General features: G+C 65.4%; 15 protein-coding genes. 10 read left to right on the plus strand and 5 right to left on the minus strand.

Annotation, left to right across the window (positions count from 1 at the left end; genetic code table 11):
- Nucleotides 1-42: 42 nt before the first annotated feature.
- Nucleotides 43-672 carry a VOC family protein gene (locus G6N38_RS20655; protein WP_163749894.1) on the minus strand — a complete coding sequence of 210 codons (630 nt, stop codon included), beginning with the start codon at nucleotides 670-672 and terminating at the stop codon, nucleotides 43-45.
- The gene (locus tag G6N38_RS20660) at nucleotides 669-1,331 is read right to left on the minus strand and encodes a DUF1989 domain-containing protein (RefSeq protein WP_163749895.1); all 663 of its coding nucleotides are present in this window, start codon (nucleotides 1,329-1,331) and stop codon (nucleotides 669-671) included. The genes G6N38_RS20655 and G6N38_RS20660 overlap by 4 nt, the downstream gene beginning before the upstream one ends.
- Before the next feature lie 144 nt (nucleotides 1,332-1,475).
- Between G6N38_RS20660 and G6N38_RS20665 the strand changes: the two genes are divergently transcribed.
- The 6 genes from G6N38_RS20665 to G6N38_RS20690 all read left to right on the plus strand — a co-directional run bounded on the left by G6N38_RS20665 (nucleotide 1,476) and on the right by G6N38_RS20690 (nucleotide 7,476).
- Nucleotides 1,476-2,075 carry a type II toxin-antitoxin system RelB family anti-toxin gene (locus G6N38_RS20665; protein WP_163749896.1) on the plus strand — a complete coding sequence of 200 codons (600 nt, stop codon included), beginning with the start codon at nucleotides 1,476-1,478 and terminating at the stop codon, nucleotides 2,073-2,075.
- Nucleotides 2,076-2,608: 533 nt separating this feature from the next.
- The gene (locus tag G6N38_RS30820; protein WP_163749897.1) at nucleotides 2,609-4,075 is read left to right on the plus strand and encodes a purine-cytosine permease family protein; all 1,467 of its coding nucleotides are present in this window, start codon (nucleotides 2,609-2,611) and stop codon (nucleotides 4,073-4,075) included.
- Between the two features lie 62 nt (nucleotides 4,076-4,137).
- Nucleotides 4,138-5,208, plus strand: coding sequence for an oxidoreductase (locus G6N38_RS20675; RefSeq protein ID WP_246228061.1), 1,071 nt, complete (start codon nucleotides 4,138-4,140; stop codon nucleotides 5,206-5,208).
- Nucleotides 5,205-6,107, plus strand: coding sequence for a polysaccharide deacetylase family protein (locus G6N38_RS20680; RefSeq protein WP_163749899.1), 903 nt, complete (start codon nucleotides 5,205-5,207; stop codon nucleotides 6,105-6,107). The genes G6N38_RS20675 and G6N38_RS20680 overlap by 4 nt, the downstream gene beginning before the upstream one ends.
- 191 nt (nucleotides 6,108-6,298) lie before the next feature.
- A complete protein-coding gene (locus G6N38_RS20685; RefSeq protein ID WP_163749900.1) occupies nucleotides 6,299-7,201 on the plus strand; it encodes an HpcH/HpaI aldolase/citrate lyase family protein in 903 nt (300 codons plus the stop codon).
- Between the two features lie 53 nt (nucleotides 7,202-7,254).
- A complete protein-coding gene (locus tag G6N38_RS20690; RefSeq protein ID WP_246228062.1) occupies nucleotides 7,255-7,476 on the plus strand; it encodes a WhiB family transcriptional regulator in 222 nt (73 codons plus the stop codon).
- Nucleotides 7,477-7,665: 189 nt separating this feature from the next.
- On the opposite strand, the gene G6N38_RS20695 is transcribed toward G6N38_RS20690, so the two are convergent.
- Together G6N38_RS20695 and G6N38_RS20700 are read right to left on the minus strand one after the other, a co-directional pair.
- Nucleotides 7,666-8,133: an epoxide hydrolase N-terminal domain-containing protein gene (locus G6N38_RS20695; protein ID WP_163749901.1), complete on the minus strand. Its 468-nt coding sequence runs from the start codon at nucleotides 8,131-8,133 to the stop codon at nucleotides 7,666-7,668.
- A gap of 811 nt (nucleotides 8,134-8,944) precedes the next feature.
- Nucleotides 8,945-9,316 carry a hypothetical protein gene (locus tag G6N38_RS20700; RefSeq protein WP_163749902.1) on the minus strand — a complete coding sequence of 124 codons (372 nt, stop codon included), beginning with the start codon at nucleotides 9,314-9,316 and terminating at the stop codon, nucleotides 8,945-8,947.
- Between the two features lie 123 nt (nucleotides 9,317-9,439).
- Here G6N38_RS20700 and G6N38_RS20705 point away from each other — a divergent pair, with 123 nt between their 5' ends.
- From G6N38_RS20705 to G6N38_RS20715, 3 genes are all read left to right on the plus strand, one after another.
- Nucleotides 9,440-10,459, plus strand: a complete 1,020-nt coding sequence (locus G6N38_RS20705) for an NAD-dependent epimerase/dehydratase family protein (protein WP_179968421.1) — start codon at nucleotides 9,440-9,442, stop codon at nucleotides 10,457-10,459.
- 99 nt (nucleotides 10,460-10,558) lie between these two features.
- Nucleotides 10,559-12,715, plus strand: coding sequence for a SpoIIE family protein phosphatase (locus G6N38_RS20710; protein ID WP_163749904.1), 2,157 nt, complete (start codon nucleotides 10,559-10,561; stop codon nucleotides 12,713-12,715).
- Nucleotides 12,716-12,732: 17 nt separating this feature from the next.
- A complete protein-coding gene (locus tag G6N38_RS20715) occupies nucleotides 12,733-13,785 on the plus strand; it encodes a phosphotransferase family protein (protein ID WP_163752167.1) in 1,053 nt (350 codons plus the stop codon).
- Nucleotides 13,786-13,790: 5 nt separating this feature from the next.
- On the opposite strand, the gene G6N38_RS30280 is transcribed toward G6N38_RS20715, so the two are convergent.
- The gene (locus G6N38_RS30280) at nucleotides 13,791-13,928 is read right to left on the minus strand and encodes a DUF8730 family Cys-rich protein (RefSeq protein ID WP_170314174.1); all 138 of its coding nucleotides are present in this window, start codon (nucleotides 13,926-13,928) and stop codon (nucleotides 13,791-13,793) included.
- 112 nt (nucleotides 13,929-14,040) lie between these two features.
- On the opposite strand from G6N38_RS30280, the gene G6N38_RS20720 reads away from it, so the two are divergent.
- Nucleotides 14,041-14,310, plus strand: a complete 270-nt coding sequence (locus tag G6N38_RS20720; protein ID WP_163749905.1) for a metal-sensitive transcriptional regulator — start codon at nucleotides 14,041-14,043, stop codon at nucleotides 14,308-14,310.
- Nucleotides 14,311-14,316 lie beyond the last annotated feature (6 nt).

A 14,316-nucleotide genomic window follows, 5' to 3' on the forward strand; every position in this document is an offset into this window, starting at 1 on the left:
GAGCACTTCGAGGTGTCGATGAGGACTCGATCGATCGCGCGTTCATTCACCGGAGTGCTTGTGTGCCTCGCCTGCTCGGCCGCCGGTAGGCGGTGGGGACTCGTAGAGCGAGCCCTTGACGACGGGCGGCGGGCCCGGGTACCACCGGTCGGGTTCGGGATAGGTGAAGTCGTCGGGGAAGTGATAGGTCTCGAAGCACGTGGTGGTCGCAGCCTCGGTATCGAAGAAGGAAAAGGAATTCTGATCGAGCCAACGGCCACTTTGCGTCGCAGTAAAGCCGCGGTCGGCGAACATTTTCAACCGTTGCTCCCAGGGCGCGTTGTTGCAATCGAAGGCAATGTGATGGATCCCCTCGCCATGCTGGTCGAGGAATTCTCTTATGACGGTGCGCCCAGACAACGGCTGCATGATCTCGAAAGTCAGGTTGTCGTTGATCGCAAAGCACACCGTGAGAGCGAACGGGCTCGACTCGCCGCGGTACGTCTGCTGCGCGACGGTCTCAGAGGTGAAGGTATAGACCCGGAAGGGGCCGACGCCCAGTCGCACGAGACCCTCCATGGTGCGCTGAGCGTCCTCGGTGACGAAACATACTTCGACGATCTTGCCCAAAAAGCTGTTGTCCATGGCGAACTCGCTGAGCACGGTTGGCAGGGCCGCTTGCTCCTTATTCATTTCGCTACTCCGTTGTCGTTCGGTAAGTGTTCGATGTACAGGTCCACTGATCGCGGTGGACCGTCAGTGCCGTTGATGGGGACCATGTCTTGGGGGCAGGCACTGACGATGAGGACGAGGTCCTGACGAGCCTCCAGGACCACGCGGCTACCCGGCGCGGCCACAGAGGAGTTGAGCGACAACTCCCCGGCGGGAGACGTCTCCACGGCCATGAAGAGATTCAGCGGATCGGGCGCAGCGTGGCGCCCAGGGGACACGCCGGCGCTGTGACCTGACAGGCCCGCGACCGCGTGATGGAAGTTCTCAGCGCAACTCGCGTGCCAGCCGGCGAAACCGAGGTTGCGGTAGCGCTGCGCGTCGCACGCCGGTATCAGCATGTCGTGCGCGCCCCCGCTGTCGTCGGCGGCCAGCGTCAGCATCGGGACGCGGTGGTCATCGACGAGGGTGTCGCCGATCTGCGGGTGTAATCGGCCGATGGCGAGCCGGCTGTGCGACATGGACAGTGCCGTCGCACTTTCCTGACTGAGCGCCCACGTGTCGACGACCTGATAACCCAAGGTGTTCACGATGTGCACGCGTTGGCCAGCGCGCAGCGCCAGGCTGCCTCCACGGCCGCCCTCAACTGTGAACGCGTGGCGTGGCGCCGCATTCACCGTCATCAGGGCAAGTCCGTGTGATCGAACGGGTTCCGACCGCCCTCGGCGACCCGCGGCCGGAGTCGGGTGAGTGTTGCCATGGGTATGGCGCACCTCCTGTGCGATGGTGGAATTAATCGGGGAGACCCCCACGTGCGATATACGATAGTGCAACAACTTGTGCGGAAAGGCAATGGGGTAATGGTGATGGATGAGCCTGACGTGGCGAGCCCGAACGTGGGGCAGCGCCTGCGAGCCGCGCGGTTAGCCAAGGGTCTGAGCGCCCGTCAGCTCGCCGCGCAGGCCGACGTCACTCCGGCCTACCTCAGTCGTCTCGAGAATGGCCAGCTCAGCCCCACCGTGAGCACTCTGTCCAAGGTGATGCAAGCTCTCGGCCAGCCGGTCGCCGATCTCTTTCACGGTCGGGATGACGCCGGGCCGCTGGTCCGCAAGAGTCAACGACGCACGATCCGCAGCCACGGCGTCGCTGATGAGCTGCTTTCTCCCACGCGATCCGGCCGGCTTGAAGTTCTCGAAACGGTCATTAATCCCGGTGCAGGCAGCGGCGACGAGCCCTACAGTCATCCCGGCGATGAGGAGTGCATTGTAGTGCTGGCTGGGGTTCTGGACGTCTGGGTGCACGACGTGCACTACGTGATGCAGCCCGGCGACGCGTTGACCTTCAATTGCCGAACGCCCCACGCGTGGCGCAACACCGGCGACGATGAGACTCGTGCCCTGTGGATCATCACCCCCGCTGGGTATTAACCAATAATTGCTTTTTCGTATAACGCATGTCACGCTGAGTCTGGAGATGAGGAGCGTCACATGTGTGCAATGCACGACATCGCCGCCACGCCGGCACGACGGCACCGTCGGAGCTTCAGGTCCACTCGCTCGCCCTAGCGTCTAGTGGCGGGGGCATTGATTGGTGAGACCACCCGGCAAGCGTCGAAGAGTGCTCGATTTTACGGAGTTGGCGGCAGCGACGTGCCCTTCTCCGGGGCGCCCTCGGCGGCAGACCCGCTCTTTGCCCGGCTCCTTCGTGCACGCGGACTGACTGATCTATCGCCACATCCGACCCGACTTGCGCTCGACCCCGCGGTCAGTCCGCCGCAACAGGCCGGCCGCTTCTGCTATCCGATCAACGGCCGGAGTCCGCTGGACTTATTCCGGCGCAACGGTCCACCTCGAACGGCGTCGCGAGGCCCCTTTCGTCGCTGCCAATACAAGTTTCTTGCACGTCCGAAAAGCCCACTGATCGTGGGCGATTGACAGTCACCCTATGGAAGGAAGCACACATGCAGCCCGAAGCGACGGCCACGAGTACCTGGCGCAGCGGAATCGAAGGACGATCCATCGAATGGATCCCCCCTGACGAGCGACACGGCAAAGTCCGCCAGCAGGGGCCCTTCTGGTTCCTCTGCAACTTCCACCCCCTCACCGTCGCGCTCGGCTTGGTCGGCCCCACCCTCGGCCTCAGCCTTCTTTGGACCATCGTCGCCGTGATCGCGGGCGTGCTCTTCGGCACCGTGTTCCTGGCCCTGCACGGATCGCAGGGGCCCAATCTTGGTCTGCCGCAGATGATCCAGTCGCGCGCGCAGTTGGGATATCGCGGCGTGGTCGTCATCCTGTTCGCTGCAGTGTTCACGTTCCTGGGTTACAACGTCGTCGATACCGTGATGATCGACGCCGGCTTCCACAACCTGTTCGGGTGGAACTCCACGATCACCGGTCTGGGTGTCGGGGTCGGGGCTATCGTGCTGGCCGTGTGGGGGCATGACTGGCTGCATCGCGCCTTCACGGTGATGTTCTGGGTGTCGCTGCCGCTGTGGCTAATCTTGACCTTCGGGGCGCTGTTCGGCGGCTCCGGCGGTGCACCGGTCGCCGACCTAGGATTCCGCACAAGCGCATTCGTGGTGATGTTCACCATCGGCGCCACCTACAACATCACCTATGCGCCGATCGTCTCCGACTACACCAGATACTTGCCCGTCAACGTGTCATCGCGGGCCCTGATCATGACGGTCTACTGGGGTGCGGCCATCGCAGCGATCTGGATGATGGCGCTCGGAGCGTGGCTCGGTGCGCGCTTCGGCGTTGCCGACACATTCGTCGGCATCCACGATGCCACCAACGCCGTCATGCCGTGGGCCGGCACAGTTCTCGTCGTGATCAGTGGGTTGGCGCTGGTATCCACCATGGGCCTCAACACTTACAGCGCCACCCTGACGGTGCTGACTGCCATCGACTGCTTTGTTCCGAGATTCAGCACGCCCCTCCGGCGGGCGATCACCGCGGTGGTCCTCGGTGCCGTGTCGACTGCAATCGGGGTCTGGGTGGTGCATGACATCTCCGCTGCGATCAGCAACGCTCTACTTATCATGTTGTATCTCCTCGCCCCCTGGACGGCGATCAACCTCGTCGACTACTTCATCGTGCGCCGAGGCCACTACGACGTGGCCGAAATCCTCAACCCCGGTGGGGTTTACGGCAATTGGGCATGGCGCGGCTTGACCGCCTACGGCCTGGGTGTGGCAGCCGAAATCCCGTTCATCACGCTCACCTTCTACCATGGACCAATTGCACGCGCGCTCGGCGGAATCGACATCGCCTTCGCCGTTTCACTGGTAGTGGCCGGAATCGCGTTCTACATTCTCAGCCGGCGGTTCACGGCGGCTTGCACCGAGACCACGCCGATATCTTTGCGCGCCCGTCCCCGCCCTCACACAGCGCCGGGCGCGACCGCGAAGGAGAACACACCTTGAGCCACAACGTCTCTGACCATACGCACCTGGGCCTCGCGTTTACGCCGTGCCAGTTGGCCACGTTGGCACTGCCCAACCGACTCGTTGTGGCACCCATGTCACGGGTGAGTACACGCGGCGACGGCCTACCCACCCGGCAGATGGCTGAGTACTACCGGCGATTTATCGAAGGTCGCTTCGGATTAGTCATCACCGAAGGCATCTATCCCCTCGGGCCCGCAGCCCAGGGGTACACCAACCAACCCGGCTTGACATCGATCGAACACGTCAACGGCTGGCGACAAGTGACCGACGCCATCCATGAGTCCGGCGGCCACATCATCGCTCAACTGATGCACGCCGGCGCGCTGTCCCAACACTTTGTCGAATCCACCCTGGCACCCAGCGTCATCGTCCCTAGAGGAAGGAAGATGCCAGAGTACGGCGGCGAGGGTCGCTATCCCGTTCCCGGCGCCGCCACCGCCGACGAGATCGCCGACATCATCGACGGATTCGCCGCCTCGGCATCTCTGGCAGAGCAGGCCGGGTTCGACGGCCTCGAGATTCACGCCGCGAACGGCTACCTACTCGACCAATTCATCACCGACTACACCAACACCCGCACCGACCATTACGGCGGATCCGCCCGCGCTCGCGCCCGCTTAACCGCCGAGGTCACCGCGGCGGTGGTTGCAAGCGTCGGGGGCCGGCTTCCGGTAGGCGTGCGTCTGTCCCAGGCCAAAGTCAACGACGCCGGGCATCGCTGGCTGGACGGAAGCGAAGCGCAGGAAATCTTCACCACGATCGCAACGTCATCACCGGCCTACCTACATCTAGCGGGAGAGGGACGCCCCTGGACGCAAAGCGGCAAGACCGCCGACGGAACCGCCCTAGGAGCACTGGCTCGCCACACAACAGGACTGCCCGTCATCGCCAACGGCGGACTTCACACCGCAGCGCTCATCAACCAGGTGTTGGACGAAGGCGAGGCCGACCTGATCAGTCTCGGCCGCCCCGCACTCGCCGACCCAAGCTGGCCGAACACCATTGCAGACGGCCGAACACCGGAACCATTCGACGCCGCGCTGATCACCCCGTCTGCCTCGCTGGACAACAGCGAGGACGCCCGCAGTCGGCGCGCGGTGCAACGATGACCAACGACGCGCCCAACCCAGACAACGACATGACGAACGGGCTCCGCCGATGGCGGCGCCCTGCTGACGCGTCTTGGCGGCATGGCGCAGCAGCGCTGCTCACCTTGACCTTCGACCTCGACGCCGAGAGCGCCGTCCTCGCGCGATCGGACACCGCAGCCAAGGACCTGTCGACGATGTCGCACCAGGCATACGGACCGCAGACCGCGCTGCCCCGCATCCTGCGGCTACTCAAAGACGTTGCCGTCGAAGCGACGTTCTTCGTGCCGGGGGAAAGCGCCCGCCGCTGGCCGCGAGCCGTCGAGTCAATCATGGACGGCGGCCACGAGATCGCGCTTCACAGCGACCAACACCGGCCACTTACCGGAATGTCCCCCACCGAACAGGCAGACGACCTGCACGCCAACATCGAGGCACTTACCGGCCTGGGTGCCCGCCCGGTCGGCTACCGCGCACCGAACTGGCAGCTCACCGAGGACACCTTGGCACTGCTCATCGAGGCTGGCCTGCTCTACGACTCGAGCCTCATGGACGACGACCACCCCTACCTCATCGAGCATCCTACGGGCCGCATCGCAGAGCTGCCCGTGCACTGGAGCCTCGACGACTGGGAGCAATATGCCTTCCTGCCGGAGCCGGATATCGGGAGTGTCATCAACCCGCCAGCGACGGTACGCGAGTTATGGACCGGCGAACTCGACGCAATGCGCGCTACCAACAGCCTGTGCAACATCTGTGCCCACCCCTTCCTAAGTGGCCGCCCTTCACGATTGAAGGTCATCGCCGACCTCATCGCCTTCGCGCGCGACTGCGGCGACGTTGAAATCATCCGATGCGACCACCTTGCATCTCGGGTGCACCCAACGGCAGGGAACGCCACACGAACACCGGCGACATGAAGTAGCGACGAAACCCCCACCGGCCGGGCGTATCCTGACCAGCGCTGTCCCTTCGGCCGCACCGCGAGCAGGCGGTCTTGCTCACGTGGCGCCGAAAGTCGTCGAGCAAGGCGCCGACGCCACACAGCTTGAGTACGACGATGCCACCTGACCCCGACACGCCAACAAAGCAACACGAACGGACGACGTAAATGTCGCTGCTGCACTCAGCACTGCCACGCGTATTGCCCTATCAGTACTGCCGATCGTGGCTCCTGGTCGCAGCGTCACAACCGCACAAATTTGGCGACGCTTTCCAGTCACCAGCCGACGCGGTGGTCCTCGACCTCGAAGACGGCGTCACCGATGCTGCGAGAGCCGACGCTCGCACCGCGGTAGCAGCGTTATTGCGTGCGGGCCATAAGGTATGGGTGCGCATCAACCCGGCCACCACCGAGGACTGGGACGCGGATTTAGCGGTGCTCCGCGACGTACCTGCACTGCGCGGAATCATGCTAGCGAAGGCAGAATTCGCCGACCACGTTGACAGAACCGCCGAAGCGGTCCCCGGAGTACCCATCATCGCGCTTGTCGAGACCGCACTCGGAATCGAGAACGCCTTCGAGGTCGCCTGCGCGAAGGCGACCGCCCGAATTGCTTTTGGCTCGGGGGACTTCCGACGAGATACTGCGGCAGCAGACACGCCCGCCGCACTGAGCTATGCGCGGGCGCGCCTCGTCGTGGCGAGCCGAGCGGCTTGCATCGCCGGGCCGATCGACGGCCCTTCCCTGGCGAGGGAATCGGAGTTGTCTGCGGCATTATCGGTCACGAAAACGATGGGCATGACCGGAAAACTCACCCTGGCCGCCTGGCAGCTCGATAAGATCAACTCTGCCCTCAGTCCCAAAGTTGAGGAGGTGGCTTGGGCCGCCGATACGGTGCAGCGTCTGGGACCACGCGGTGAGAACATCGTCGATGGGTATGAAACGCCGAACTTGGCCCGCGCGAAACACATTCTCTGTTTGTCGGAGGTTTACTCCCCACTGTGGGAAACGTCTGGCCAAGCGCGACGACCTGCGTCAGCGCAGCCCAAGAGCACCGGCAGCGGTCTTTAGATGCCAGACCAGGGTCGCTCAGCTGGTTTCCCTGTTGGCGTTGACGCATGGGAATGGCGGTTGGACGCGGGCTGCCGAGACGAGGATCCATCCCTATTTTATTTTTTCACCCCGACGGAGAACGAAGGAAAGCGCGCCAGCAGCGTCAGCAGGCAGCCCAAAAGATCTGCGCTAGATGCCGCGTCATCGTCGAATGCCAGACCCATGCCGTGGCGTTCAACGAGGTGTTCGGCATTTGGGGTGGCATGTCTAAGCATTTGGGGTGGCATGTCTAAGGGAGACCGTATGCCGCTTCTACCCGGCCGGCTCGTCGCAATTCGAACCTATCGCACGCCGCAGACACACGGCGGCGTCCCCTACCCGTCCCCGGCCGTGGGGATGGCTGCGCGGTAATCATCTGTCATCGCCCGGCTCAACCCGTGCTCTGGGGTGTCTGTGCCAGCGGCGCGCGACATAGCGGTAGTTCACTCCCTCGCCGGCTGGCTGGGGAGTAGGCGTAGCCGGGCAGCGAGGGGGATCACCACGTCGAACCCCAGTCCAGGAACACCGTAAAGGTGCGGGTCGGTCAAAAGCGGTGCGAAACCTAGATATTTGGCGAAGGTACTGGGCCAGCCGTGGGTCAGGACCAGGGGGATGCCGTGGCCGCTGCTGGCCTTCTGGTGCACGAAGTGGATGGTGTCTCCATCGATGTCGGCGAGGAAGTGGTCAAATCCGTTCAGCCAACTCGCCTGGGTGGAGCAGTCGTACTCGTCGCGCCAATACCGCAGCAGGCCGGCCAGATAATCACGGTCGGTGCCCTGCTGCCACGGCAGGCCGGGGCTCGGCTCGAGTAAGCGGGTGCACGCCAAACGTGCGTGCAGATCTGTTAGGACCGCGTCGTCGACGCGCGGAGTGAAGGACGCGACGTCGATCGTCCTGCGAAGTGGTGTCACCGGGTCCTCGTCGTGTAAGTGGAGTGCGGGACGTGCTCACTGGCCGTGCCACGGCAGAACAAGGAAATCATCGATATAGCCGACGAGGACGTCAGGCGCGTTCCCCCTGCGAGCGGCGACAGGTGAAACTCCGCATTCTCGGAACGCCAATTCGACGGACCCTGTGTCCCCGACGCCGATTATTCATTGGTAGTGCAGGACTGCGCACCCCCGGCCCTAAGGCAGAGCCCACTTCCGGGTCACCGCTTCAGGTATTGATAGGCCGGAAACCGCTGCCTCGATAAGGGTGTGCGCGGGCATTTCTGCCGGGATCTGACGTGTCCCGCGACTGATCGGACCGGTGGCGGAGCCCGTTATCAGGCAGTCTAAATGGGTGTGCGCCAACGATACTCGCGCGTCGTGCAGCCAACTAGCGCGTCCACGCTGGTCTACGAGGAACGTCATGGCAGCCTCGTAATCCGGGTCCGGCGTCTGGTCGGCCGGCGGCGGCATACGCTGAACCTGGGCGAGCTGCTCGACGAGCCTACGGACGTTCTCCCCATTGGATCCGAGCTCAAAGCCAGGCGGCGTGCACTGCACCACCTCAAGGCGCCGGGCACGGATTTGGCGGGCTTCGTGCAACAGCGAGGGCTCGTACCCCAGCACCCGCCTGGGCTTAACCTCTCAGACCTCCCACGGCATGTAGAGGTGGGCGTAGCCGAAGTTGACCATGTTGGCGGGCTCTTCAAAACGCGGAACCCGCTCCACGTGCGCGAGGTCAAGCGTCGCTTGGGTCGCAGCTTTGCGAACATCTGAGGATTGATGGACTTCGTCAGTGACCCGGGATCAGGTGCGGAAACATGTCGTGAAGTCGTTGCCGCACACTGGGTTCGCGCTTCGGTGCAGCGGGCGGAGCGGTGGGTGGCGGCGCGAGCGTGGAGGCGACGGCCGTCACGCTCCATGAAGTGGGCGGCTGCGCCGATGGCGACGCGGTGGGTGGGGTGTGGTTCACCGGCGCGATCGACACGTTCGACGTCGTGGCGGCCGCCGGTAGGCGAGCCTGCCCGACGGGGCGGGACGACTCGTGGGACACGCTGACGACGGCCGCGACCAGAATGCCGAGGGCCACGATGCCGAGCCCGCCCAGGAGTGTCGAGACCCAGCTCCGATCTGCGACGGCATCGAGCCCTCTTGTCGCGTCCATAGAAATGCCTTGACCTCCGGATTTTCCACTTCGGGGTTGATCGTAATGACGCTCCCCGAAAAACAGCTGTGAACACTTCGGCGATCTTGTCTTCTCGGCTCGCCATCCGGCATGCTGCGGAGCGTGGCAGGCACCGACAAGCTGGTTCTGGGCGCGAGCGGATTCCTCGGCTCGCATGTGACACGGCAGCTGGTCGAGCGCGGTGACACCGTACGGGTCATGCTGCGCCCGAGCAGCTCCACCCGAGGGATCGACGACCTGTCGGTGCGGCGGCTCTACGGCGACATCTTCGATGACGAGGCCCTGAAGGCGGCGATGGACGGCTGCGACGTCGTCTTCTACTGCGTCGTCGACACCCGCGCCCATCTGCGCGACCCGGCACCGCTCTACCGCACCAACGTCGACGGGCTGCGCCACGTCCTCGACGCCGCGGTGAACGCCGATCTGCGCCGGTTCGTCTTCACCAGCACCATCGGAACCATCGGACTCGGTACCGGCGGAGTCGTCGACGAGGACACCCCGTTCAACTGGGGGAGCAAGGCCGGTGGCTACATCAGCTCGCGGGTCGCTGCCGAGAAGCTGGTGCTGGACTACAGCCGGGAAAAGGGGCTGCCGACGGTCGCGCTGTGCGTAGCCAACACCTACGGGGCGCGCGACTGGCAACCGACCCCGCACGGCTCCCTGGTCGCCGCCGCCGCGGCCGGCAAGCTGCCGTTCTATATGGGCGGGATGGCCACCGAGGTGGTGGGTATCGAGGACGCTGCCCAGGCGCTGGTGCTGGCCGCCGACCACGGCCGGGTCGGGGAGCGCTACATCATTTCCGAGCGTTACCTGCCCTACCGTGAGCTCTACGAGACCGCGGCACGCGCCGCCGGCCGGCCGGCGCCCCGTTGGGGCATCCCCAAGCCAGTGATGAAAGGTATCGGGGTGCTGGGCGGTATCGCCGCCGCAGTGACCCGCCGCGACCTGCCGCTGAACCCGACCACGGTGCGACTGATGGACATCATGGCGCCAATGGATCACGGCAAGGCGATCCGCGAACTGGGCTGGCAGCCGCGAGACGTCCACGAGTCGATCGCCGACGCAGTCGACTTCTTCGACCGACGCCGACGCGACCGCGGCGAGTTTGCCCGCGATCACTGAGCTCCGATCACTGAGAAGGCCGTCCGGTTGACCGGCGGATGACTACGCTCGTCACGTGCGCGCGGTCCGGTTCATCCACCGATCACGTGGACGGCCCTCATGAACGAGTCGAGCCCGCGCGATCGAATTGGATACGCGGCGGGCTTGTTCGGCTGGGTGGCCTTGCCCTACCTCGCCGGTTCCGTGTTGTCGTGGCAGACGTTCGGCGCCGGGATCGGGCCGGCGTTCTTCCCGCCGGCCGGGGTGACCGTGGCGGCCATGCTGCTGAACCGGCGGGCGCTGTGGCCGGTGATCGTCGCTGCGATCGTGGTGGCCGAACTGGCCGTCGACCTCCGCTACGGGGCGGCGCTGGGGACGTCAGCCGGATTTGCGCTGGCCAACTCGGTGGAACCGCTGGTCGGGGCGTTGCTGGTGCGCACCTGGTGCAAGGGGCCGCCAGACCTACGTGAGCGAGCCGACCTGGCCCGGTTCGTGGCCGGCGCGGTGGTTCTCGGCCCACTGGCCGGCGGCGTCATCGGTGGGGTGGCCACCGCGATCAGCAATTATGTCTTGTCGCCGATCGTGGTGCTGCACTGGTGGGCCGGCGACGGAGTCGGTGTCCTGCTGATCGGTGCCCCGATTCTGCTGTGGCGCTTCCAATCCCACCTGCTGCGTGCCCGAATGCTGGAGACGTTCCTGGTCCTGGGGGCCATGGCGGGCCTGACGGTGGTGTCGTTTCGCCTCGAGATCCCGCCGGCGCTGTTCCTGCTGCCCGTGATGGCGTGGGCGGCTCTGCGGCTCGACATGATCGGAGCGGCGCTCTGCGGCGGCGTGCTGGCCTTCACCGCCAATGCCATGGCCAATGCCGGATATACGACCTTCGAGAGTCTGGATCTGCGTGCGCCGGGCCAGTTGGCTATCGCCCAGGCGTTCATCGCCGTCGTCGTGCTGGTCGCGATGCTGACCGCACAGGAAGCTGCCGGGCGGGTCACCGCCGTCCAGCAACGTCAGGCCGAACGGCGCGAGCGGGCCCGCCTGGAGACGCTTGCCAACCTCGGCCAGTTGCTGTCGGGAGCGTTCACGCAGAATCAGATCGGTGACGCTGTCCTTGGGCAGGTGATCAACGACGCAGGTGCGCAAGGACTCGCGGTGGGACTGGTCAATGACGAGGGCACCGCGCTCGAGTGGGTGGCAATGGGCGGGTATCCCGAATCCGTCGCCAATCAGTTCGCCGACGGTGTGGCGTTAGAGGCCTCCACTGCGGCCACCGAGACGGTCCGGACCGGCAAGCCCGTGGTGATCCGCACAATCGCCGAGTATCGCCGACGCTACCCCGACAATGCCAAGTGGATGGTTGCCAGCGGCGGCTCGGCGGTGGCGAGCTGGCCGTTGACGGTGGGCGGCAAGGCGATTGGGGCGCTGGTGTTGGCCTGGGCTGACCCGCAGCCGCTGGACACCGCGCAGCTCGCCTACACCTCGGCAGTCGCCACCATGATCGGCCAGGCACTGGTACGCGCGCGGGTGTACGCCGACGAACACGCCCGCGCGGCGGTGCTGCAGGCGGCGGTGCTGCCGACCAGTCCGGCCGTGATTGCCGGCGTGGACGTCGGGGTGAGCTACGAACCCGCGGATGTGGTGCAGGGGCTCGGTGGTGACTGGTACGACGCACTCGAATTGCCGCACGGGCGGACGTATCTGGCCGTCGGCGATGTGGTGGGTCACGGACTTCCCGCAGTGGAGGACATGGCGCAGCTGCGCAGCGCCGGGCGGGCGCTGGCATTCCAGGGTCTGGCGCCGGCGCAGCTGCTCGCCGCCCTCAATACGTTCACTCGGCAGGCCAGTAACGGGAAGTTCGCGACGATGGGGGTGGCAGTGCTGGATCCGGCGACGGCGACCCTGTCCTACGCCTCGGCCGGTCACCCGCCGCCGGTGCTGCGGCGGGCGGGGACCGGGACGGTCATCCGCCTGGCCGGTGCGCACGGCCCGGTGCTGGGCCCGGTCGAACGCGCCTCCTACAGCGCGGGCCGCGTCGAGATCGGTGAAGGCGACATTCTCGTCATGTACACCGACGGGCTCATCGAGCGGCGCGGCCAGGACATCGAATCGGGGATGGCGCGCGTGCAGCAGCTCGTGGCCCAGTGGAGTGGTGACGAGTCCCTTCCGGCGGCCTGCCGGCAACTGACGCAGACCCTGGCGCCACCGCCTCGCGACGACGACGTCTGCATGGTCGCGGTGCGATTCGGGGCGATCGACGTCATCGGATCGGCTGACCGTTGACCAACGTCGACGATCGGATGGCCGAGGTCCCCGGGACGCTCGACGACGCCGCGGTGGCGGCGCTGGGCGCGTGGATCCGCGAACGCGGAATCGGTTCGGCGGTAAGCGATATCGAGCCGCTGTCTGGCGGTACCCAGAATGTGGTCGTGCGACTGCGGGTCGATGGCCGCCCGGTGGTACTGCGCCGGCCGCCGCCGCATCCTCGGCCCAACAGCAACCGCACGATGCAGCGTGAGATCGCGGTACTGCAGACGTTGGCCGGCAGCGCGGTGCCCCACCCTGAATTCGTCGCCGGCTGTGACGATCTCGACGTACTCGGCGTCGTCTTCTATCTCATGGAGGACGTCGACGGCTTCAATCCAGTGACCGAGGTGCCGCCGGCCTATGTGGCCGATCCGCAGATGCGCCATCAGGTGGGCCTGAACTACGCGGCCGACTTGGCACGTCTGAGCGCAGCGCAGTGGCAGGGCCGCCCACTGCAGCAGCTGCACCGCCCGGGATCCTTTCTGTCGCGCCAGGTTCCGAACTTCCTTGCGTTGCTCGAAAGTTATCGACACACCAGCTACCGGCCGGAGATACTCGATGTCGGCCGGCTCGCGGACTGGCTCGACGGCCATCGGCCACCCGACGGCGAGCCCGGCATCATGCACGGCGACGCGCACCTCAACAACGTCCTGCTGCGCCGCGATGTGCCTGAGGTCGCGGCCTTCGTCGACTGGGAGATGTGCACCATCGGGGATCCGCTGCTGGATCTGGGCTGGATCCTGGTGTGCTGGCCCGACGATCCCGACCCGATCAACGCCGGCCGGGAACTGGCCGCACTCGGTGGTCTGCCGAGCCGCTCCGAGCTGATCGCCGCATACGCCGATGCCGGCGGCAGGCCCACCGGCAACCTGGATTGGTATGTCGCGATGGCGTGTTTCAAGCTCGCAATCGTCATCGAGGGCACGTACTCGAGGTACCTGGCCGGACAGGCGCATCGCGAAGCCGGTGAACGCCTGCATGATTCGGCGAGCAGGCTGATCGGCCTGGGTGTGCGCGTGACGACGGGGGACAACCCCTTCGGGTGACCGCGTCAGCGATGCGGCTGATCGGCCCGCTCGCAGGTGCACTGCTGGGCTGGTGGCACCTCGCGCATCACCTGGTCGACGTGCTCGCCACATCCTTCCCAGGTGGTCTTGTGGCAGCGCGGGCACTCAACCGGATAGCACATGTCAACTCCTCTGCGTTGAAATCTCTGGGAGGACGATAGGGCATGAAACGTCGGCCCCTGCAGTTATACCCCCTAGGGTAAGCTGTACAAATCCACCTGAGGAGGGTTCACCATGGTTGGTGATGAAGACGCCATCGCCGCGGTGCTCAACCGACTGCGCCGCGCGCAGGGCCAGCTGGCCGGCGTGATTTCGATGATCGAACAGGGCCGCGAGTGCAAGGACGTGGTGACCCAGCTCGCCGCGGTGTCGAGAGCGCTGGACCGAGCCGGCTTCAAGATCGTGGCGACCGGGCTGCGTGAATGCGTCGTCGGTGCCTCGGCCAACGGTGAGGCTCCGATGACCGAAGCCGAGCTGGAGAAACTCTTCCTGGCGCTCGCTTAGCGAAGG

The sequence above is a fragment of the Mycolicibacterium helvum genome (genome assembly GCF_010731895.1).
Lineage (GTDB): Bacteria > Actinomycetota > Actinomycetes > Mycobacteriales > Mycobacteriaceae > Mycobacterium > Mycobacterium helvum.